The following is a 19,290-nucleotide window of genomic DNA, read 5'->3' on the forward strand; positions in this document are numbered from 1 at the left end:
TGGCTGTACGGATCATTTGTACTCTCTCCACGTCCAGCCGGGACGCTTGGCGGTGATGGCATCCTTGATCTCTTGCGGCGGCTCGGTTGTCTGCGCCGGATAGGTGCCAAAGACCTCAAGCGTGTTCGTACAGCGCGCGGCGTGGAACCACTTGCCGCACCCATTGGCATGGCGCCAGCGTTCGAAATGAACGCCCTTGGGGTTTTCGCGCATGAACAGGTAGTCGTGGAACTCATCATCTGACGAGCCCGGGCCATAACGCTTCAAATGCGCCTCGCCACCCGCAGCCAGTTCAGTTTCTTCGGCTTCGACGCCGCAATAGGGGCATTTCAAGATCAGCATGTGATCATCCTCTTGGCAGCAGGCGAGACGTATCTGCCTGCAAATTCTGCGTGACGGGCGTGCGAGATTTTTCGACGAAAAATCTTCATCAGTGCGCCACCCCGGCCGCGACGCTTTCGTCGATGAAGCGGCCTTCTTTGAAACGATCCAGCGAGAAGGCTTCGGTCAGTGGTGAATGCCCCGTGGCCATCAGCTGTGCCATGCCCCAGCCCGATCCCGGAATGGCCTTGAAGCCGCCGGTGCCCCAGCCTGCGTTGATAAAGCAGCCATTAAGCGGTGTTTTCGACAGGATGGGTGAACGGTCGCCGGTCATATCCACAATACCGCCCCACTGGCGCAGCATTTTCAGGCGCGAGATCATCGGGAAAGTTTCGACCAATGCGCGTACCGTTTCCTCGATATGATGGAAGCTGCCGCGCTGGGTATAGTTGTTGAACCCGTCCGTGCCACCACCAATCACCATCTCGCCCTTGTCGGACTGAGACATGTAGCCGTGTACGGTGTTCGCCATCACAACGACATCCATGCAGGGTTTGATCGGCTCGGATACCAGCGCCTGCAGCGCGACGGCTTCCAGTGGCAGTCGGAAACCCGCCATCTCAGCCAACTGGCCGGAATGCCCCGCAACCACGATCCCCAGCTTGTCACAATCGATGGCCCCTTTTGTGGTATCGACCCCGACAACACGACCGTTTTCGGACCGGACGCCGGTGACTTCGCATTTCTGGATGATGTCCATACCCATGGCCGAGCACGCGCGGGCATAGCCCCATGCCACCGCATCATGGCGCGCGGTCCCACCACGTTCCTGCCAAAGCCCGCCCAGAACCGGATAGCGCGGACCTTCCAGATTAATGATCGGCACCAGTTCTTTCACACGCTCGGGCCCAATCCATTCGGTCTGAACACCCTGCAGCGCATTCGCATGCGCAGTACGCTGATAGCCGCGAATCTCGTGCTGGGTCTGCGCCAGCATGATTACGCCACGCGGACTGAACATGATGTTATAGTTCAGTTCCTGGCTTAGATCTTCGTAGAGACCGCGAGCCTTTTCGTAAATCGCCGCTGACGGGTCCTGCAGATAGTTCGATCGGATGATGGTCGTGTTCCGACCGGTGTTGCCACCGCCCAACCAGCCTTTTTCTATTACGGCGACGTTCTGGATGCCGTAGTTCTTGCCAAGATAGTAGGCTGTTGCCAAACCGTGACCGCCGGCCCCGACGATAATGACGTCATAGCGCTTCTTAGGCTCCGGCGAACGCCATGCGCGCTCCCATCCGGTGTGATAGCGCAGCGCTTCGCGCGCTACAGCAAAGGCTGAGTAGTGTTTCATGTGCGAATCCGTCCGGTCTTCGATGATTGGGCGCAGGTATGCCGTGCCCATACATTTTAACCCTGCCGCGCAACGCCGCAATAATGCACTATTGCGACATGAGCGCCCTTCGCGGCTATTTGTCCCTTTTTTCCATGCGCCGACAGGTCTAAGTCAGGGCAACCATTTTGGAGGGACCATGCCGTTCTGGGTTCTCATCTTCTTGATCGCGCTGCTGATCGCGATTTTCCTGGGTTACACGATGCTGCGCGGTCGTCGCGGCACCGGCCCGACAGCTGCTTATGATCTGCGAGTCTATCGTGAACAGCTAGCAGGCGTTGACAAAGACTTGGCGCGCGGCGTGATCGCGAAAGCTGATGCCGAGCGTGTACGCACGGAAATCTCGCGCCGTATCCTGGCCGCAGACGCGCAGATGCGCAATGAAGACAAAGGCACCGGGCCATCACGCTTGGTTACCATAATTGCGTTCCTCGCCATGGCCGCCGTTCTGGTTGGTGGCGGGTTGGCGATGTATCGCCAGTTGGGTGCTGCCGGTTTCCCTGACATGCCCCTTTCAGTTCGTCTGGAAATGGCAGAAGACCTGCGCGAAAATCGACCCAGCCAGGCTGAGGCCGAGGGCATTGCCACACCGCTCCAGACGCCTCCGCTGGACGAAAGCTATGCAACTTTGCTGAACCGGCTGCGCGAAACTGTGGCCGAACGCCCCGATGATCTGCAAGGCCATACCCTGCTGGCACAACATGAAACCAATGCGGGGAACTTCAAAGCAGGGTATGAGGCACAAACCCGTGTGATCGAACTGTCGGGTGACAATGCCTCGGCTCAGGCCTATTCGGATCAGGCAGAGATGATGATTTTGGCCGCTGGCGGCTACGTCTCACCGGAAGCGGAAGCCGCCTTGCGACAGGCGCTTGAGCGCAATCAGCGCTTGGGTCCTGCCCGGTATTATTGGGGGCAGATGCTGGCACAGACCGGGCGGCCTGATATGGCTTATCGCGTTTGGGTCGAAACCCTGAATGACGCCCCGGCCGGCGCGCCATGGGCGAATGCCATCCGGTCACAGATCGATGAATTGGCATTCCGCGCAGGCGTGTTCAACACACCCGACTTTTCTGCTGCATCCGGCCCCAGCCAAGACGATGTAAATGCCGCTGCCGAGATGTCGCCAGAAGAACGACAAGAAATGATCCGCGGTATGGTCGATGGCCTTTCGGACCGCCTTGCGACCGAGGGCGGGACACCCGAGGAGTGGGCACGCCTGATTGCCGCCTTGGGCGTGCTGGGCGAAGGCCAACGCGCCATCAAAATCAGGAACGAAGCCAAGGAAGTATTTGCGGGTAACGCTGAAGCGTTGGAGATGATCGACGCTGCCGCGCTGCAGGCCGGAATCGCTCAATGATCCACGACGCGTTCGAAGACTTCGCAGCATCCCTGCCCCCAATGTCAGCCCTGATGGGGCTGGATCTGGGAGAAAAGACCATCGGCGTTTCCGTCTCGGACCGGATGCGCGGCGTGGCCACCCCGCTTGAGACGGTACGACGCAAGAAATTCACACTGGATTCCGCGCGTTTGATCGAGATTGTGACCGAGCGTGAGATCGGCGGCATTATCCTCGGACTGCCGCGCAACATGGATGGCAGCGAAGGGCCGCGCTGCCAGTCAACCCGCGCCTTCGCACGAAACATGACCCGTTTGACCGATCTGCCCATCGGTTTCTGGGACGAACGACTAAGCACCGTTGCGGCAGAAAAAGCACTGCTTGAGGCGGATACGACACGAAAACGTCGCGGACAGGTTATTGATCACGTCGCAGCAGGTTATATTCTGCAAGGCGCGCTGGACAGACTGCGCTTTCTTTGACGGATCGGAAAACGCCCATGACGAATATGGTTTGGAAACGGGACGAGGTCGAAAGCCCTTGCATCCAAATCTGCGTCGTTCATCCGACCGAACGTATCTGCACCGGCTGCTACCGCACCATTGACGAGATCACGCGCTGGTCAAAGATGGACAGCACCGAACGGGCCGAAATCATGCAGGATCTGCCGGAACGCAAACCCCGTCTGGCAAAGCGCCGTGGTGGCCGTGCCGCCCGGCTGCAAGGGTCCTGATCCGCAAGCCTAGTATTTTGGTGTCCGCGTAGGCTTAAGATCACTCAGAGATTCGTGATCCCGCAACTCAGAACCGAACAGTTCAACCAGCTCGTTCTGGGTTGTCGTCTTTGCAGGTCGCGGGCGCAACTCAGCTTCCAACTCGTGGCTTTCAGCCTGTTCGGGGGTGTCCTTCGAAAGAATGCGCTTTAGTACTGAGCGAAAAACCATTGCTCTTCCAATATGTAATAAACGACGCGCCACTGCGGGACCGTTCCGAACACCGAGGGGGAAGAGTCCGGAAGCTGTGTTTGAGTGAGTGGTGGCCCACAGCGACGCGAAACAGCTTGTTTCCTCTCCCTCTAAATCCGGGACAGGTAAGGACTTTTTAAGTTATTTGACCAACCAGTCAATAATAGCGCTAACTTAAAGTTGCATTCCGTAACGTCAACGCAAAAAAGAACAATGCCTATGATTACAAGGCATTGTTTCTGAACCATTTTTAGAGCATTTAGCCAGTCGCAAGCCAGGTTTTTGCATTCTCGTATTCCTCAGCCGGGAAATACTGGGTCCGCGTTCCCAGGACATGGCTGGCCATGCGTTGCGCCATTTTTTGCCATGTCTTGTCACCGACAATCGCTGCGCGATCCAGCATCCCAATATGACCAGCCGCCAGTCTGAAATGAGCTGCCATTGCAGTCAGACCCTGCCAACCATCGAACTCGCGCAGATCGATCAACAGGCGAAACCCGCCACCTTCGCGCAACAGCGCATCAAGATCGGTTTGAGCCTGACCGTATTCCTGCGAATCCAGTTTGCCCATCAGGCTGATCTGCACGCAAGGTCCGCCCAGATCCGTCACGTGGATCGCCCCGAGAGATTCGCGCATCCATCGACGCGCTTCCTCCACCTCATCCATTCCAAAAACGTGCACCGGGCAAGGCAGGATCGGGGCAGCCAGGCGGACGCTTGTTTGCACCCATCCCTGGTCCGCCACAACGCCAATCCGGTCGAATCCGCGCCAATGGCTGAGCCCCAACTTGGTATCAGACCATGCGGCGCCCAGATCATATCCCTTGAACTCGGACCCAACGATCGCCAGCAGACGTATGGCGTCGTGCTCTTCCAATGCGGCCTCAATAGCGGGAACAAGCGTGCTCGCGTAATCTGCGCTAGTGACCTCGCCCGACAGCTCGACCTCAATAAGGGCACCATCTGCATTCGTGTGAACCGTAATCATCGAACCAACTCTCCAAAGCCAAACAATGGCAGGAGGTTACGGGGATTCGAGCCATTGCGCCACACCACCAGGCAACTGAGGGCGGAAATAGGCGATCATCCGTCCATCCGGTCCAGCGCTGGCATTCGGACCCCATGGTGCAACACCATGCAGACAGTGGCGGTGCAACAGATAGGCTTCGCCCGGGCGCGCCGGTAGCTCGAGGCGCGGACAGGTCTCGAACACTTCGCGACGCGCAGCCTGATAGACATCTGTGATATCGGCCTCGCTCAATTCAAGCCGCGGCACCTTCTTCATCGCGGCCCGAAAAGCATCGCCGAGGATTTTGTGGCTTCCCTCCCACAGCACCATTGGTGCTGCGTCCACACTGGCCTCGGTAAGTGGGATACCCAATATCCAGGCATGAGGTTCATCCACCCGCCGTCGTCCATCAGGGCCAGCTGGCTTGAGCCCGTCCACATGCGCCGCATCTCGCCGCGCACGATACCGCGCCGCAGCCTCGCTTTCGCCACGCCGGGGTTGAGGGTAGCCCGGATATATTACCGATACCTGCCCTTTGTGCAGATCAATCGATCCAAACTGCTGGTGTGCCAGTTCGATGGCCGCGCCCGCCAGTGCAGGCGAACCCGCGACCCTGCCCTGCGCATCATTGTCCAGTGCATCAACGCCAATGAACCACGTGCCATCGCAATCGTGCCAAGCTGAATGAGCCGGATCGCTGACGGACGCACGCGCAGTGGGAAGAGCGTGCGCCACCCAATCCGCCAACACTCCTTCATAAGGAAACTTTATCCAACCTAGCTCGTAAAACGACGCTACCACCCCAACGCCTTTCTCAGCATATTCAGAGCAACCAGGGTAAGGAATACCGCGAAGACCCGCCTGAGCGGCTTCGGATCCATCGCATGCGCCAGCTTAACGCCCCACGGGGCGGTGATCATAGTCATCGCAACGACGATACCGAAAGCCACCAGATTGACCGCGCCAATGGTCAGCGGCGGGCGATGCTCCGGAGCGATGTTGAGAAATAAAAAACCCAGCACCGACGGTACAGCGATGATCACGCCAAAGCCCGCTGCGGTCGCAACTGCCCGGTGGATCGGAGTGTTATAAAGGCTCATGAGCGGAACACCGAAACTGCCCCCGCCAATTCCCATCAGTACCGACAGAAACCCGACCGAAGGCGAAAGCACAGCGCGGCGCAATCCCTTGGGCATTGCATCCCCCAACCGCCACTCGGATTTACCCAATCCAAGATAGATGCCGATAACCATGCCAAGCATGCCGAACAGTGCCTGCAAAAACTCTGTCCTCAGAGCTGAAGCCACCAGAACACCGATCACCGCACCCACCGCTATGCCTGGCCCCCAGCCGCGCAGGATGCCCCAATCCACCGCGCCTTTCTTGTTATGGCTAAGAACCGATCGGATCGACGTTACAATGATCGTCGCCAGCGAAGTTGCGAGGCATAGCTGCATCAGCTGAGGCCCGCCATATCCAAGTGTCTGAAACGCATAGAAAAACGCGGGCACCAGAACGATTCCACCGCCAACGCCCAAAAGTCCAGCCAACACCCCGGCCAAAGCGCCGATCACAAGCAAAAGGCCCAGCATCTGGGCCAGCAACATCGTCTCGGGCATCATTCCCCCATAGCGGCTCGAAGCCGTCTTAGCCTACCTGTTCCACCTGCGATAGCGCAGCAACAGAGTCCAGAGCCTGCAGGATCACTTCTGGGCCGGCATTCTCGCGCACAGCACCTTCGGAGAGCATCCGCCGCCATCCCCGCGCACCGGGACGCCCCGCGAACAGGCCCAGCATATGCCGCGTGATCTGGTGCAATCGACCACCGTCGACAAGATGCGCCTCGACATAGGGCAGCATATTTTGCACCACTTCAATGGGATCCGCGACGCTGCCCGTTCCAAAGATCAACGGGTCCGCAGCCGCCAGAATATCTGTCGGTTGGTGATAGGCGGCACGACCGATCATGACACCATCAAGCCCAGCCTCCAGATGCTGTTGCGCCTGAGCAAGCGACGTAATGCCACCATTGATCGAGATATGCATGTCCGAAAAATCAGCCTTCATCCGATGCACCAGATCATAATCCAGTGGAGGAATATCTCTGTTTTCCTTGGGACTTAACCCCTGCAACCAAGCTTTGCGCGCATGGATCGTCACCCGCCGACAACCGGCCTTGCGAATCTGGTCGAGGAATGCAGGTAGCACTTCTGAAGGTTCCTGTTCGTCAACACCGATACGGCATTTCACCGTGACTTCGACCTTCACTGCCTCGCGCATCGCCGCAACGCACTCCGCGACTTTTTCGGGTGCGCGCATCAATACCGCACCGAATGTCCCTGATTGCACACGGTCAGACGGACACCCACAGTTCAAGTTGATCTCGTCATATCCGGCTTCAGCCCCCAGCTTGGCCGCCTGCGCCAATTCCTGCGGGTCCGAACCCCCTAGCTGCAACGCAACTGGGTACTCCTGAGGATTAAAGTCCAGCAGATGCAGCGCGCCGCCGCGCACCAAAGCAGGCGCTGTGACCATTTCAGTATAAAGCAAGGTCTCAGAACTCAGCAAACGATGCAGAAACCGGCAATTCTTGTCGGTCCAATCCATCATGGGTGCAACAGACAGTCTCGCATTTCTACGGATGTCTACAGGTTTCTTATCCGGCATATCTTGCTCATGTCATCGGAACGCAGCTTTCGCCAAGTACCGGGTATACAGAAAGACCTGCAACCGGCAAACCGTTCTTGGGTTTTGGGAGATGGTACCGCCTCCCTGGCTTGAACAGGGGACCTCTGGATCCACAATCCAGCGCTCTAACCAACTGAGCTAAGGCGGCACTTGTGAGGGGCGATTTAGCGAAGGCGTACGGGGATTGCAAGGGGATTAAAGCTGAATTCGCCAGCTTTGTTCGACCAGATCGACACCGAAGGAATGCACCGGCTTGCTGTCGACAAGCTCCCACCCAAACGCACGATACAGCCCGCAAGCGGCGGCGTGACTCTCATGGGTCCACAGCACCATCTGGCGATATCCTGCGTCGCGGGCGAAACCCATGCAGGCGGTCAGTAGCCGCTTGCCCAGCCCCTGTCCACGAGCCTCGGGCAGCAGCAGAAACAACCGCAGCTTGGCGGTTTGATCATCCAGCCTGACACAGAAAATACTACCCAAACGATCCCCGTCGCACTCGGCGATCCAGCCTTGTTCGCAAGTTGGATCATGATCCGCGATGAATTCCGTCAGAATGCGGGCAACCAGCGGGCCGAAACTGTCATCAAACCCCTCGTCGCGGGAATAGAGCACGTCATGCTGTTCTACCAGCCACGGCGCATCCTCGGCGCGGAAAGGTCTGAGCGTTGCCGTCTCCATGCCCTATCTGAACCCATAGTCGGCTTGATTCTCAACCCATCGCGCGTTAGCACCAAAGCGCATTTCCCGGAGGCGAACATGAGCATCAACACCGAACGCGATATCGAAGCGAACCTGCAGATCGGCCCCACCGATCATGGTATGGTGCGGCTGTTCATTGAAGGTGCCGGTATTGAGATTCCAATGGATTTCGACCCCGAAGAGGCCGAAGAAATCGCCGAGGAAATCCGCGCCGCAGCCCAAGCCGCGCGCGCCATCAAAAGCTAAACCCTGGGGTCGCGCAAGGCCTGCAACCGACGTGCAGAATCCATCGCGAATTTCTGAACCATCTTTTTGCGCCGCGCCGGAGCCAACTTGGTTTCTGGCCCCATTCGGATGATTTCAGCATCATAGGCATCAGCGATGATCAAGCCTGTTTCCGCAGGCAGAAGCTCGGTCGGGAAATCCGTATCAACCGCCCAAAAGAATCGGTCACACCAGTCAAGATAGCCCTGCCATTTAGAATCCGACTGATAATCGGCGCGGCTGGATTTACACTCGACCACCCATATCTCGCCCTTTGGGCCCAACCCCATCACATCGACCCGCAGCCCTCGGGTAGGGACAAATTCTTCAATCGAAACATAGCCGTGGGTCAACAAGTGACGCGAAACACCACGGGCCAGCTTTTGTCCGGGCTGCATAATTAGTGTCATTCCGAGAATGTGAACAATTCATGAACAAAAATCAAGCAGCTTGACATGGTACCATTTGGTATCGCAATAATGTGAAACCAAATGGTATCCAATAAGAGGTGCCCGATGAATACACAGACCCAAAACGCATTTCGCGCCCTGGCGGACCCGACCCGCCGCGACATCGTTCAGATGCTGGCAGCACAGGATATGACGATCGCTCAACTAACCGAACGTTTCGACATGACCCGCGCGGCCGTCAAAAAGCATCTGACCGTTTTGTCCGACGGAGGATTGATCACGGTCGAAGCTCGTGGACGCGAACGCATCAATCGCCTTGAACCCAAAGGAATGGCTCCGGTTCTGGACTGGCTCAGCTACTTCGACCGGTTCTGGGATGATCGCCTCGCAAATCTGAAGAAAGCTATCGAAGGGAATAAGAAATGACAGACGCAGTTTTGCAGAAAACAATCTTTTTCCGCGCTACGCCAGAAATCGTTTGGGACTATTTGACTGATCCCGACCGGTTGGCCGAGTGGTTTCACAAACCCGAACGTCCCCTGGCCGCTGGACAAAAGCTTGAGATGTTCGGGACGACCAGTGGCGACCTTCTGATTTGGGGTGAAGTGCGTGAAGCGAGACGTCCAGAGTATCTTGAATATACATTCACCATTAAACCGATGGGCGGCGCCGAAAGTGTGGTCAAGTGGACGCTGGAACCCGTCGCCGGCGGCACACGCCTTGGATTGCTGCACGAGGGCTTACCTCAAGGGGCTGACGCCTTTGGCCTGATCCTTTCGCTGGATGACGGATGGGATGAACATTTCGGCAAGATGCGCACCGCATTGCACGAAACTGTTGATGCTTAACCCCTTGTGCGAACCTGCTTCAGGCCCTACTTAGGCCCGTGGCGGGTTCTGCCCTTCTTGTGACAGGTAGCATTCTGGTGGCCTTAAGCAATTCCGAGGGGGCTGGCTCTGTTCAGGTCCTGGCCTGATTACCTGGCGCCCACCTGTACATACAGGTCCTCGGGAATCAAACCGCACGGTTGACTGGTGGTCCCGCCACATATTTACCTAATAAATCAGCGCCCTGCACGCACTTCCTGTTTGATCGGCGCAGGCTTCAAGCCATGCGCAATCGGTGTTCCGCCACGTGGTTTGTTCGGCTTCTCAGCCATGCTCATGATCGCATAGGCGAACTGCACTCCCGCAAAGACGATCCCGTTCATGAACCAGATCATGGCCAACGCGATCAGACCGATTTCCGAACTGGTGATCAGATGCCGTAGATTGGCCACGTTGAGCGCCAGCAGCACCCCGACAAAGACGGCCGAGATCACAAAGCCCCAGATGACTTGCGTAATGTAGAGACGGACCAGTTTGGGCATGGCGAACCTCCTTGCGCTATGATGGTGAGTCTAGCGCGTGCAGGGTCGCGGTAAAGGCGTCAGAACGCCTCGGGCTGGGCTTCGCGCGCCATGTGATCCAACACAGCGTTCACGAATTTGGGCTCTTTGCCTTCCGGGAAGAACGCACGTGCGACATCGACGAATTCGGTGATCACGACTTTTGGCGGCGTGTCGCTCTGGGTCAACTCAGCCCCGGCCGCGCGAAACACAGCGCGCAGGGTCGGATCGATGCGCGCAATGGGCCATTTGGCGACCAATGCACGATCGGTCATCTGGTCGATGGTGGCCTGATAGTTCACGGCGTCATCCACCAACTTACGGAAGACACTGATATCGCCATCCAGCATCTCATCCCCCTCGTAGACCGCGCCAAACCGATGATCCAGAAACTCATTCACAACCTGTTCAGTCGTCTGGCCCGATTGCTCCATCTGGAACAGCGCCTGCACGGCATAAAGCCGGGCGGCGGATTTCATCAGGCGTTTCTGGTTGGCCGGTTTCGGCGCGTCTGTCTGGGTCATGCTGTCGTGGGTCCGTTGCTGTCGCCCGCCACAAGGACGGACTCGGACGGTGGCTTGAAGCCCACGCCCTTTTTGGAAGAGCCCCACTTACGGCTGAGCGCGATCAGATGCAAGGCCGCAGCCGCCGCTCCACCGCCTTTATTCATCTTTTCGGGGTTTGCTCGTACCTCGGCCTGTTCGTCGTTTTCGACAGTCAGGATGCCATTGCCGATCAGCAGGCCCTGCAGGCCCATCAACTGGATTGCACGGCTAGAGTCGTTGCAGACGGTTTCATAATGCGTCGTCTCGCCCCGAATGACACAGCCCAACGCGACATAGCCGTCGTAGTTGCACTGACGGTCGGCCATGGCGATTGTGGTCGGGATTTCCAGCGCACCGGGCACTTCGACCACGTCGCAGGTTCCGCCTGCGGCCTCGATTTCGGCCTTGGCACCAGCGACCATGTTGTCAGCGATGGCACGGTAGAACGGAGCCACCACCAGCAGCAGTTTCACCGGCTTGTCGAAGCTGGGAGTCGGCAGAATGCCATGTTTGTCTTTTTCAGCCATTATCAGTCTTCCTTGAGGATCGAGCGTGTGCCGACGATTGACAGTCCAAACGCGTCGAGCCCCAGATACACGGTTTCAGGCGAGTCTGTCAGCAGCACCAGTTCCTGAATACCCATCTTGGACAGGATCTGCGCACCCAGACCGGTTTGCTTGATCGTGCGCGGGCCTTCGTCGTCTGCGGCATACAGCGAATTTCGCGGCTGACGGAAAAGGCAAACGACGCCGCGCCCCTCTTCGGCGATCTTTTCCATCGCGCGGGGCAGCTCTCGTGAAGATTTCGGGCCAAGACCCAGAATATCGGGCGCTTCATGCAGGGCGTGGGTCCGGGTCAGGACCGGCTCGGGCGTTGTGATGTCGCCCTTGATCATGACAACGTGTTCGATACCGTGGGTCTGGTCGGTGAAAATCCGCATCTCCCATTCGCCACCGTATTCGGAATTCACCGTCTCGCGCGAAGTTTCAACCACCAGATTGTCGTTACGCGAGCGATAGGCGATCAGATCACTGATCGTGCCGATCTTCATGTCATGCTCTTTGGCGAAGGCGACCAGATCAGGCAGGCGCGCCATTGTGCCATCGGGCTTCATGATCTCGCAGATCACGCCCGAGGGGTTCAGCCCGGCAAGACGCGAGATATCAACGGCGGCCTCGGTATGCCCCGCCCGCACCAGCACCCCGCCCCTTTTGGCGCGCAAGGGGAAGACATGGCCTGGGGTCGCTATGTGAGCCATAGTGTTTTGCTCGTTGATCGCGGTCGCCACCGTTAGTGCGCGATCAGCGGCCGATATTCCCGTCGAAACTCCCTCGCGGGCTTCTATCGACACGGTGAAGGCTGTCTCATGACGCGAAGAGTTGTTCACCGCCATCATCGGCAGGCCCAGACTATCGATCCGTTCCGCCGTCATCGGCAGGCAGACCAACCCGCGCCCATGGGTCGCCATGAAATTGATCGCCTCCGCGTCAGCGAACTCGGCCGCGATCACCAGATCACCCTCGTTCTCGCGGTCCTCGTGATCCACAAGAATGTACATCCGGCCCTTACGGGCCTCTTCGATGATTTCCTCGATCGGACTGATCGCCTCGCGCAATTGGGCCTCTACCGGTCCGGGGGTTTCAAAACTCATAGGGCAGCCTTTCGCACAACGGGTTTGAATGGCGGGATAGACCAGAGTGAACACAAAGACCAGCCTGTAAGCACTGCGAGATAGATTGATATGCCCAGCGCTATAGGGCCAGCGATGAAATCTGGTGCCAACTCAGTTTACCAATCCTATGCGCCAGTTTTGACTTAGGCCTTTTCTGCGCATTGTTGCCAATAGCTGAACCTTTAGGCCGGTTGCGTGAACTTTGTCCACAAATTGCCCCAATTGGGCCCTTGGATCGCCTGATATCCTGGGCACCAGTCATTGTATAATGTCCTAGCTAGACGAGAATTTGAGCCCAGTGTCTAAGACCGCTGATCTGCCCGCTGCAAATTTCGTGCGTGTAAACGCCCTTCGGCGAAACAGGCTGCTGCTATCACTCATTGCACTGCAGATGGTCTATGCCATTGCGGTTAGCATCTATGTAGGACGGTCATATTGGGATTTTTCGACCTCTTCCCTGATTGTCATCTCAGTTCGTCTGCTTGGTTTCATGTTCGCAAATTTCGTTCTTTGGCGACTTGGCGTTGCCATGTTCGTCGTGCGACCCAAAAAGCCAATTCAATGGATGTTGCAAGATCTGCGATCCAAGATGGCAGATGTTGAAAAAGCGACCGATGCGGTTATCTGCTTTCTCAGCATCGTCGCACTTATCCTGGCCTATACCTTCCTGAAGAACGAAATACATGCTGTGAACCCGACGCTCTGGGATGAGCAATTCGTGCAATGGGACCGGTTTCTGCACGGCGGCGTCGATCCGTGGACCTGGCTATGGCCCATTTTGGGATCCCCGATCGTAACCACTGCGGTGAATGGCGCCTATCACATCTGGTTTCCCATGATTTACATTGCGGTTTGCGTCGCCTGTCTGGACCGCAGTGACCCGAACCGCAGCACCGTTTTTCTGGTGGCGTTTGCACTGTGCTGGTTTGTAGGCGGCAATGTGATTGCAACCATCTTTGCCTCGGTTGGTCCCGTTTACTACGAACCCTTCAATCTTGGCTCTGACTTCGTTCCGCAGATGGAGTTGTTACGCAAATCACACGAAATCAGCCCGGTCTGGGCGCTGAATGTGCATGAAATGCTGTTGGATGGTTATCGGAATAATGGGCTAGCAGGCGGAATCTCGGCGATGCCCAGCATGCATGTTGCCTCTACCGTGCTGCTGGCGTTCTACGGCTTCACCTATTCGCGTTGGCTCGGCTGGGCGCTGTCGGTGTTTGCCTTCATCATCCTACTAGGCTCGGTTCACCTCGCCTGGCACTACGCCATCGACGGGTATGTCTCAATCCTGCTGGCTTCATGCTTCTGGTGGCTGTCCAAGAGGCTGACGGCCAAATTTGGACCTTCCACCTGAAGGTCAGGACATCTCGGCCAGTCGCGCGACGTATCGGGCCAGGGTATCGATCTCAAGGTTCACGCGATCACCAACCGAGACGTCACCCCATGTGGTGACCTCTTTGGTGTGAGGGATGAAGTTGATACCAAAGTCACACCCGTCCACATCATTAACCGTCAGCGATGTGCCGTTCAGTGCAACGGACCCTTTCGGAGCGATAAACCGGGCCAGATTGGCAGGCGCCCGCAATGTCACCCGCGTGCTGTCACCCTCGTCTATCACAGAGACCACCTCTGCCACGCCATCCACGTGGCCCGAGACGATGTGCCCTCCCAATTCATCCCCGACCTTCAAGGCACGTTCCAGATTGACGCGCTTGCCCACCTGCCAACTGTCCAAATTGGTTTTCGAAACCGTCTCAGCGCTGATCTGGACATCATACCAGTCATCGCCCAGTGTAATGACGGTCAGACAGACGCCATCGCTTGCGATGGAAGCGCCAATATCAATGCCCGCCGTTTCATAGCTTGTCTTGATCCGTGCCCGCAGGTCTCCCTGCTGGTCCAGTTCGGTAACGGTGCCAATATCAGTGACGATCCCTGTGAACATGTCATTAACCCTCTGAACCTAGCTTCAATAGCCGAGGTAAAGGCACGCAGCTCTACCGGCAAGCCCTGCCTTGCCGTGAAAACGACAAAGAGGCATAATTTTATACAAACGCACCAAAAGTCACCACACGAGCAGACCGCATGATCCCTTTGGCCAACAGCCCTAACCGGCGTGTGTTCCTGTTTCTACAAGGACCGCATGGTCCGTTCTTTAACGCGCTTGGTCGGATGCTGCGGGCTGCGGGTGCTCAGGTCTGGCGAGTCGGCTTCAACGCGGGCGATCAGGCTTTCTGGGGCGACAAATCCAGTTACATTCCATATCGCGGCGCGCCAGATGATTGGCCGGAGACCTTAAGCGAATTGCTCACCCACTATGATGTGACCGATATCGTGCTCTATGGCGACACCCGGCCCGTGCATGCACGCGCAGTTGAGATTGCCAAAGCACGCGGGACCACTGTTCATGTGTTTGAAGAAGGCTACCTGCGCCCTTGGTGGGTGACCTATGAACGAAACGGGTCGAACGGAAACTCACGCCTGATGGAACTGGATGTGGCGCAGATGCAGACGGCGCTGGAACAGTCCGAAGGGCACGCCCCCCCACCGCCTTCCCATTGGGGCGATATGCGCCAGCACATCTTTTACGGTGCCCTCTATCACTGGTTCGTGCTGTTTCTGAATCGCAGATACCGGAATTTCCGACCCCATCGAGAGCTGCCGGTCTCGAAAGAGTTTCGTCTATACTTCAAACGCCTGACACTGATGCCCATTCACAGGCTACAGCGGGGCTGGGCCACAGCACAGGTCAGGTGGAGCGGTTTTCCCTATCACCTTGTGCTGTTGCAATTGGGGCATGACAGCTCGGTCCAATATCACTCGGATTTTTCCGGTATGTCCGATTTTCTCGAACAAGTGATCGCCGGATTCGACAAAGGCGCCCCTGCGCATCACCACCTTGTCATCAAGGAACACCCGCTTGAGAACCACCGTGAACCGCTGCGGCTGCGGGCGCGCCAGCTTGCAGCACAGCACGGCATCACAAACCGAATTCACTATGTGCCCGGTGGTAAGCTGGCCAGGTTGCTAGACGATGCAAAATCCGCCGTGACGGTGAATTCCACGGCAGGCCAGCAGGTTCTGTGGCGTGGCATACCTTTGCGGATTTTTGGGCAGTCGGTTTATGACAAGCCCGAATTCGTATCTCGGCAATCGATTGAGGCATTCTTTGCCCAGCCAGATGCCCCGGGCGGCAAGGCCTATCGGGCTTATCGCCAATTTCTTCTGGAAACCTGCCAAGTCCCCGGGGGGTTCTATTCTCGCCGAGGGCGTCGTCAATTGCTGCGGCGAGCGGCTGATATGATGCTATCGGCTCAGGACCCCTATCAAGGGTTGCTCTCCGATAAAGAGGCCACAACGCCACAGTTGCGCGTTGTTGAATGATCGCGGGCAACCTGCTGCTGGATGTTTCGAAGCGATGCGGGTAACCTTCCCAAAACAAAGACGATTGAGGTAAATCGGCAGTGCAGCGCTTTCCTACCCGATGGATCCGGGGGGTTTCCCTTGTGGCGACCCTTGGCCTGCTGGCAGCATGCCAGCTTCCCAAATCCGGGCCGAACAAAAACGAAATTCTAGCCGGGTCGGTCGAAAACGGGGGTAACGCCTTTGTGGTTGAGGTCGACGACCGTGTTGCGCGGGCCACATCGGTGATTCCGCAATACGGGTTTTCGAAATCCTTCCGCAGCGCGCAAAGCGTCGCATCCGATACCGTACGCCCCGGCGATATTCTGAGCCTCAGCATCTGGGAAAATGTCGAGGATGGGTTGCTAAGTTCCGCAGCCGGTGGCGCAACCGTTCTGGATCAGGTGCAGGTCGACAGCGAAGGTTACATATTTGTTCCTTATGCAGGGCGGCTGCGTGCAGCGGGCAATACGCCCGAACAGCTCCGCACGTTGATTTCCTCGAAGCTGGAGGAACAGACTCCGGATCCGCAGGTCCAAGTGTCGCGCACTCCGGGCGATGGGTCGACCGTTTCTCTGACCGGAACTATCGGCGCGCCGGGAATCTATCCGATTGAGCGACCAACTGGCTCGTTATCGACCATGCTCGCGCAAGCAGGCGGGGTGGCAGTTGCATCCGATATCGCATTGGTCACTGTGATCAGGGGCAAGCAAAGTGGAACCATCTGGTACGACGATCTGTTCCGCAACCCGGAAACCGATATCGCCCTGCGCGGCGGCGATCGCATTCTGGTCGAACAGGACAGTCGCTCATACATCGCGCTGGGTTCGACCGGCGGACAATCCCGCGTGGCCTTTGAAAGTCAGGACCTATCCGCCCTTGAGGCGCTGGCACAGGTCGGAGGCTTACAGCCGCTATCTTCAGACCCGACCGGTATTTTTGTTCTGCGTGAGGAACGGCAGGATGTGGCGCGCAATGTCATGGGACGTCCCGAGCTACAGGGTGATCAGCGCATGATCTATTTGCTGAACCTGACCGCGCCCAATGGCCTGTTCATCGCCCGCGATTTCGTGATCCGAGACGATGACACGATATACGTCACCGAGGCCCCATATGCACAGTGGAGCAAATCTGTCTCGCTGATTGCCGGAGGTCTGACGCCATTTGCAAATGTGGCGACGCTTACGGGTAACTGATGAATGCTCTCTGAACCAGAGAACACGGCCGGGGGCGAACGCTCCCGGCTTTTTGTTTACAACGGTGGGTTCCTGACACAGTCGCGGCTGCGTCGTATAGTGTCTCTGGCCGGGTATGACATCCGGCTTGGACTGCCACAGCCAGACGATCTGGTCGGGGTTTGGGGCAACAGCCCGACAGCCCATCGGGGCATGGGTATCGCGCAGAAACGCGATGTGCCCGTCCTGAGGGTCGAAGACGCGTTCCTGCGGTCTCTGCACCCTGGACGAAGCGGTGAGGCACCCATGGGTCTGTTGTTGGATCGATCGGGTCTGCATTTTGATCCGAGTGTGCCTTCGGATCTGGAAACTCTGTTGGTCACGCATCCGCTGGATGACACCGCCCTGCTGGATCGCGCGCGAGGCGCAATCGCGCGCATCCGAGAGCTGCATCTGAGCAAATACTCGGCCTTTGACCTTGATCTGACGCCTCCCGATCCTGGCTACGTTCTAGTGATCGACCAGACGCAGGGAGATGCTGCCGTCACCGCAAGCAACGGCGACTATGCACGGTTCCGCGAGATGCTGGTCATCGCGCAAGAGGAAAACCCCGGCGCGCGCATCCTCATCAAAAGCCACCCCGAAACCACGGCAGGCCACCGCAAGGGATACTTTTCCGATCAGGATCTGAGTGACAGAATATCGATCCTCGACAGCCCGATAAGTCCATGGTCGCTGCTTGAAGGGGCCATCGGGGTTTACACGCTGTCCTCGCAGATGGGATTTGAGGCGATATTGGCCGGGCACAAACCTCGCGTGTTCGGGCAACCATTCTACGCTGGGTGGGGGCTGACGCAAGATGATGCACCCCTGCTCCGTCGCCAACGGAATCTTACGCGGGCGCAGCTTTTTGCAGCTGCGATGATCTTGTATCCGCGTTGGTACGATCCCTACCATGATCGCCTGTGCGAATTGGAATGCGTGCTCGATACGCTTGAGGCGCAAACCCGGGCCTGGCGGCAGGACCACAAAGGCTGGACCGCCTCCGGGATGCGGGTATGGAAACGCCGCCACCTGCAACGCATTTTCGGCCAGCACCATAAGGTGCGTTTCGTGGCCGAGCAGCCAGAGAACACCAAACAACCCCATATGGTCTGGGCCAGCCGAGCCGGTGAGACGCTGAATGCAACCCGGATTGAGGATGGCTTTTTACGATCCCGCGGGTTGGGCGCGGAGCTGGTTCCACCGCTGTCGCTGGTGACCGATGATATCGGCATCTACTACGATCCAACGCATCCCAGCCGCCTGGAAGAATGGATCACCACGCGCGAAACCTTGCGCCCTGATCAGAGGCTCCGCGCCGAGCGGCTGACAGCCCGGCTGCTGACCGAGGGCCTAAGCAAGTACAACATCGGCCACCCCGCCCCGGACCTACCGACGGGGCATCGTATTCTGGTGCCAGGTCAGGTAGAAGATGACGCCTCGATCCGGCTGGGAACAAGCAATATCCGCACCAATCTCGATCTGCTGCGCGCGGCGCGCGAGGCCAATCCCGACGCTGTGTTGATCTATAAACCGCACCCGGATGTCGAAGCTGGTCTGCGCGACGGCAAGATCGAAACCGATCTGGCCGATGTCATCGTAGAAGGCACCGATCCTGCCACCCTGCTTGGACAGGTGGATGAGGTCTGGACTATGACCTCTCTGCTGGGGTTCGAGGCTTTGCTGCGTGGCGTCCGGGTCACCACTCTCGGTGCGCCTTTCTATGCCGGTTGGGGGCTGACGAGTGATCTGGGGGCAGTGCCTGCGCGACGTGGCGCGCGGCCTTCGCTGATGGGATTGGTGCACGCAACGCTGATTGACTACCCCCGCTATCTCGATCCGGTGACAGGACAGACCTGCCCCGTCGAAATCGCGGTCGAACGGCTTGCGCAGGGCACACCATCCCCTACCGGACCCGTAAATCGCATCTTGTCCAAATTTCAGGGCGCGCTGGCGACGCATGCGCATTGGTGGCGCTGA

24 protein-coding genes and 1 tRNA gene are annotated in these 19,290 nt (G+C 57.6%); 10 read left to right on the forward strand and 15 right to left on the reverse strand.

What is annotated here, in order from left to right; genetic code table 11:
* Window positions 1–12: 12 nt before the first annotated feature.
* Entirely contained in the window at window positions 13–342 is a 330-nt protein-coding gene (locus tag ACR0AW_RS04765) for a sarcosine oxidase subunit delta (RefSeq protein ID WP_170396347.1), read from the reverse strand.
* Window positions 343–430: 88 nt separating this feature from the next.
* Window positions 431–1,675: a sarcosine oxidase subunit beta family protein gene (locus tag ACR0AW_RS04770; RefSeq protein WP_170422297.1), complete on the reverse strand. Its 1,245-nt coding sequence runs from the start codon at window positions 1,673–1,675 to the stop codon at window positions 431–433.
* A gap of 178 nt (window positions 1,676–1,853) precedes the next feature.
* Between ACR0AW_RS04770 and ccmI the strand changes: the two genes are divergently transcribed.
* The 3 genes from ccmI to ACR0AW_RS04785 are packed head-to-tail and all read left to right on the forward strand — an operon-like array spanning window position 1,854 to window position 3,786.
* A complete protein-coding gene (ccmI, locus tag ACR0AW_RS04775) occupies window positions 1,854–3,074 on the forward strand; it encodes a c-type cytochrome biogenesis protein CcmI (protein ID WP_170466350.1) in 1,221 nt (406 codons plus the stop codon).
* The gene (ruvX, locus tag ACR0AW_RS04780; protein WP_170403288.1) at window positions 3,071–3,535 is read left to right on the forward strand and encodes a Holliday junction resolvase RuvX; all 465 of its coding nucleotides are present in this window, start codon (window positions 3,071–3,073) and stop codon (window positions 3,533–3,535) included. Before ccmI ends, ruvX begins: the two co-directional genes overlap by 4 nt.
* Before the next feature lie 17 nt (window positions 3,536–3,552).
* Window positions 3,553–3,786, forward strand: a complete 234-nt coding sequence (locus ACR0AW_RS04785; RefSeq protein ID WP_170396339.1) for a DUF1289 domain-containing protein — start codon at window positions 3,553–3,555, stop codon at window positions 3,784–3,786.
* A 9-nt stretch (window positions 3,787–3,795) separates the two neighbouring features.
* Here ACR0AW_RS04785 and ACR0AW_RS04790 read toward each other — a convergent pair whose 3' ends face one another.
* The 7 genes from ACR0AW_RS04790 to ACR0AW_RS04820 all read right to left on the reverse strand — a co-directional run bounded on the left by ACR0AW_RS04790 (window position 3,796) and on the right by ACR0AW_RS04820 (window position 8,392).
* A complete protein-coding gene (locus ACR0AW_RS04790) occupies window positions 3,796–3,996 on the reverse strand; it encodes a hypothetical protein (RefSeq protein WP_170733410.1) in 201 nt (66 codons plus the stop codon).
* 280 nt (window positions 3,997–4,276) lie between these two features.
* Window positions 4,277–5,005 (reverse strand): SpoIIAA family protein, encoded by a 729-nt coding sequence (locus ACR0AW_RS04795; protein ID WP_170733411.1) that lies wholly within the window; start codon window positions 5,003–5,005, stop codon window positions 4,277–4,279.
* A 36-nt stretch (window positions 5,006–5,041) separates the two neighbouring features.
* Window positions 5,042–5,827: a hypothetical protein gene (locus tag ACR0AW_RS04800; RefSeq protein WP_170733412.1), complete on the reverse strand. Its 786-nt coding sequence runs from the start codon at window positions 5,825–5,827 to the stop codon at window positions 5,042–5,044.
* Window positions 5,821–6,645, reverse strand: coding sequence for a sulfite exporter TauE/SafE family protein (locus ACR0AW_RS04805; protein WP_170597949.1), 825 nt, complete (start codon window positions 6,643–6,645; stop codon window positions 5,821–5,823). Before ACR0AW_RS04805 ends, ACR0AW_RS04800 begins: the two co-directional genes overlap by 7 nt.
* A gap of 28 nt (window positions 6,646–6,673) precedes the next feature.
* Window positions 6,674–7,693 (reverse strand): tRNA dihydrouridine(20/20a) synthase DusA, encoded by a 1,020-nt coding sequence (dusA, locus tag ACR0AW_RS04810; RefSeq protein ID WP_170597948.1) that lies wholly within the window; start codon window positions 7,691–7,693, stop codon window positions 6,674–6,676.
* Between the two features lie 92 nt (window positions 7,694–7,785).
* Window positions 7,786–7,862, reverse strand: a tRNA-His gene (locus ACR0AW_RS04815).
* Window positions 7,863–7,909: 47 nt separating this feature from the next.
* Window positions 7,910–8,392 (reverse strand): GNAT family N-acetyltransferase, encoded by a 483-nt coding sequence (locus tag ACR0AW_RS04820; RefSeq protein WP_170597945.1) that lies wholly within the window; start codon window positions 8,390–8,392, stop codon window positions 7,910–7,912.
* Between the two features lie 78 nt (window positions 8,393–8,470).
* On the opposite strand from ACR0AW_RS04820, the gene ACR0AW_RS04825 reads away from it, so the two are divergent.
* Window positions 8,471–8,659, forward strand: coding sequence for a DUF6324 family protein (locus ACR0AW_RS04825; protein ID WP_170396325.1), 189 nt, complete (start codon window positions 8,471–8,473; stop codon window positions 8,657–8,659).
* On the opposite strand, the gene ACR0AW_RS04830 is transcribed toward ACR0AW_RS04825, so the two are convergent.
* Window positions 8,656–9,087, reverse strand: a complete 432-nt coding sequence (locus tag ACR0AW_RS04830) for an MmcB family DNA repair protein (RefSeq protein WP_170597943.1) — start codon at window positions 9,085–9,087, stop codon at window positions 8,656–8,658. The genes ACR0AW_RS04825 and ACR0AW_RS04830 overlap by 4 nt on opposite strands.
* 105 nt (window positions 9,088–9,192) lie before the next feature.
* Here ACR0AW_RS04830 and ACR0AW_RS04835 point away from each other — a divergent pair, with 105 nt between their 5' ends.
* A complete protein-coding gene (locus tag ACR0AW_RS04835; RefSeq protein WP_170396321.1) occupies window positions 9,193–9,513 on the forward strand; it encodes a metalloregulator ArsR/SmtB family transcription factor in 321 nt (106 codons plus the stop codon).
* Window positions 9,510–9,935: an SRPBCC family protein gene (locus tag ACR0AW_RS04840; RefSeq protein ID WP_170733413.1), complete on the forward strand. Its 426-nt coding sequence runs from the start codon at window positions 9,510–9,512 to the stop codon at window positions 9,933–9,935. Before ACR0AW_RS04835 ends, ACR0AW_RS04840 begins: the two co-directional genes overlap by 4 nt.
* Window positions 9,936–10,150: 215 nt before the next feature.
* Here the strand turns inward: ACR0AW_RS04840 and ACR0AW_RS04845 are convergent, their stop codons facing one another.
* Genes ACR0AW_RS04845 through ribB form a run of 4 tightly spaced genes read right to left on the reverse strand, consistent with a single transcriptional unit; the run spans window position 10,151 to window position 12,670 of the window.
* On the reverse strand, window positions 10,151–10,456 hold the full coding sequence (locus ACR0AW_RS04845; protein ID WP_170403312.1) for a hypothetical protein: 306 nt from the start codon (window positions 10,454–10,456) through the stop codon (window positions 10,151–10,153).
* A 59-nt stretch (window positions 10,457–10,515) separates the two neighbouring features.
* The gene (nusB, locus tag ACR0AW_RS04850) at window positions 10,516–10,998 is read right to left on the reverse strand and encodes a transcription antitermination factor NusB (RefSeq protein ID WP_170396315.1); all 483 of its coding nucleotides are present in this window, start codon (window positions 10,996–10,998) and stop codon (window positions 10,516–10,518) included.
* The gene (locus tag ACR0AW_RS04855) at window positions 10,995–11,546 is read right to left on the reverse strand and encodes a 6,7-dimethyl-8-ribityllumazine synthase (RefSeq protein ID WP_170733414.1); all 552 of its coding nucleotides are present in this window, start codon (window positions 11,544–11,546) and stop codon (window positions 10,995–10,997) included. The genes nusB and ACR0AW_RS04855 overlap by 4 nt, the downstream gene beginning before the upstream one ends.
* 2 nt (window positions 11,547–11,548) lie before the next feature.
* A complete protein-coding gene (ribB, locus tag ACR0AW_RS04860; RefSeq protein ID WP_170403318.1) occupies window positions 11,549–12,670 on the reverse strand; it encodes a 3,4-dihydroxy-2-butanone-4-phosphate synthase in 1,122 nt (373 codons plus the stop codon).
* Window positions 12,671–12,989: 319 nt separating this feature from the next.
* Here ribB and ACR0AW_RS04865 point away from each other — a divergent pair, with 319 nt between their 5' ends.
* A complete protein-coding gene (locus ACR0AW_RS04865; RefSeq protein ID WP_480438692.1) occupies window positions 12,990–14,045 on the forward strand; it encodes a phosphatase PAP2 family protein in 1,056 nt (351 codons plus the stop codon).
* A 3-nt stretch (window positions 14,046–14,048) separates the two neighbouring features.
* On the opposite strand, the gene ACR0AW_RS04870 is transcribed toward ACR0AW_RS04865, so the two are convergent.
* Complete coding sequence (locus ACR0AW_RS04870) at window positions 14,049–14,636, reverse strand: riboflavin synthase (protein ID WP_170612455.1); 588 nt, start codon at window positions 14,634–14,636, stop codon at window positions 14,049–14,051.
* Window positions 14,637–14,776: 140 nt separating this feature from the next.
* Here ACR0AW_RS04870 and ACR0AW_RS04875 point away from each other — a divergent pair, with 140 nt between their 5' ends.
* From ACR0AW_RS04875 to ACR0AW_RS04885, 3 genes are all read left to right on the forward strand, one after another.
* Entirely contained in the window at window positions 14,777–16,075 is a 1,299-nt protein-coding gene (locus ACR0AW_RS04875) for a capsular biosynthesis protein (protein WP_170733415.1), read from the forward strand.
* An 80-nt stretch (window positions 16,076–16,155) separates the two neighbouring features.
* A complete protein-coding gene (locus ACR0AW_RS04880) occupies window positions 16,156–17,289 on the forward strand; it encodes a polysaccharide biosynthesis/export family protein (RefSeq protein ID WP_170565801.1) in 1,134 nt (377 codons plus the stop codon).
* A 3-nt stretch (window positions 17,290–17,292) separates the two neighbouring features.
* Window positions 17,293–19,290 carry a capsular polysaccharide export protein, LipB/KpsS family gene (locus ACR0AW_RS04885; RefSeq protein ID WP_170733416.1) on the forward strand — a complete coding sequence of 666 codons (1,998 nt, stop codon included), beginning with the start codon at window positions 17,293–17,295 and terminating at the stop codon, window positions 19,288–19,290.

The sequence above is a fragment of the Ruegeria sp. C5 genome (assembly GCF_056537605.1).

What these genes read in the sequence shown, in the direction of transcription:
- ACR0AW_RS04765 (WP_170396347.1), bottom strand. Translation starts at nt 342, where the DNA reads ATGCTGATCTTGAAATGCCCCTATTGCGGCGTCGAAGCCGAAGAAACT.
- ACR0AW_RS04770 (WP_170422297.1), bottom strand. Translation starts at nt 1,675, where the DNA reads ATGAAACACTACTCAGCCTTTGCTGTAGCGCGCGAAGCGCTGCGCTAT.
- ccmI (WP_170466350.1), top strand. Translation starts at nt 1,854, where the DNA reads ATGCCGTTCTGGGTTCTCATCTTCTTGATCGCGCTGCTGATCGCGATT.
- ruvX (WP_170403288.1), top strand. Translation starts at nt 3,071, where the DNA reads ATGATCCACGACGCGTTCGAAGACTTCGCAGCATCCCTGCCCCCAATG.
- ACR0AW_RS04785 (WP_170396339.1), top strand. Translation starts at nt 3,553, where the DNA reads ATGACGAATATGGTTTGGAAACGGGACGAGGTCGAAAGCCCTTGCATC.
- ACR0AW_RS04790 (WP_170733410.1), bottom strand. Translation starts at nt 3,996, where the DNA reads ATGGTTTTTCGCTCAGTACTAAAGCGCATTCTTTCGAAGGACACCCCC.
- ACR0AW_RS04795 (WP_170733411.1), bottom strand. Translation starts at nt 5,005, where the DNA reads ATGATTACGGTTCACACGAATGCAGATGGTGCCCTTATTGAGGTCGAG.
- ACR0AW_RS04805 (WP_170597949.1), bottom strand. Translation starts at nt 6,645, where the DNA reads ATGCCCGAGACGATGTTGCTGGCCCAGATGCTGGGCCTTTTGCTTGTG.
- dusA (WP_170597948.1), bottom strand. Translation starts at nt 7,693, where the DNA reads ATGCCGGATAAGAAACCTGTAGACATCCGTAGAAATGCGAGACTGTCT.
- ACR0AW_RS04820 (WP_170597945.1), bottom strand. Translation starts at nt 8,392, where the DNA reads ATGGAGACGGCAACGCTCAGACCTTTCCGCGCCGAGGATGCGCCGTGG.
- ACR0AW_RS04825 (WP_170396325.1), top strand. Translation starts at nt 8,471, where the DNA reads ATGAGCATCAACACCGAACGCGATATCGAAGCGAACCTGCAGATCGGC.
- ACR0AW_RS04830 (WP_170597943.1), bottom strand. Translation starts at nt 9,087, where the DNA reads ATGACACTAATTATGCAGCCCGGACAAAAGCTGGCCCGTGGTGTTTCG.
- ACR0AW_RS04835 (WP_170396321.1), top strand. Translation starts at nt 9,193, where the DNA reads ATGAATACACAGACCCAAAACGCATTTCGCGCCCTGGCGGACCCGACC.
- ACR0AW_RS04840 (WP_170733413.1), top strand. Translation starts at nt 9,510, where the DNA reads ATGACAGACGCAGTTTTGCAGAAAACAATCTTTTTCCGCGCTACGCCA.
- ACR0AW_RS04845 (WP_170403312.1), bottom strand. Translation starts at nt 10,456, where the DNA reads ATGCCCAAACTGGTCCGTCTCTACATTACGCAAGTCATCTGGGGCTTT.
- nusB (WP_170396315.1), bottom strand. Translation starts at nt 10,998, where the DNA reads ATGACCCAGACAGACGCGCCGAAACCGGCCAACCAGAAACGCCTGATG.
- ACR0AW_RS04855 (WP_170733414.1), bottom strand. Translation starts at nt 11,546, where the DNA reads ATGGCTGAAAAAGACAAACATGGCATTCTGCCGACTCCCAGCTTCGAC.
- ribB (WP_170403318.1), bottom strand. Translation starts at nt 12,670, where the DNA reads ATGAGTTTTGAAACCCCCGGACCGGTAGAGGCCCAATTGCGCGAGGCG.
- ACR0AW_RS04870 (WP_170612455.1), bottom strand. Translation starts at nt 14,636, where the DNA reads ATGTTCACAGGGATCGTCACTGATATTGGCACCGTTACCGAACTGGAC.
- ACR0AW_RS04875 (WP_170733415.1), top strand. Translation starts at nt 14,777, where the DNA reads ATGATCCCTTTGGCCAACAGCCCTAACCGGCGTGTGTTCCTGTTTCTA.
- ACR0AW_RS04885 (WP_170733416.1), top strand. Translation starts at nt 17,293, where the DNA reads ATGCTCTCTGAACCAGAGAACACGGCCGGGGGCGAACGCTCCCGGCTT.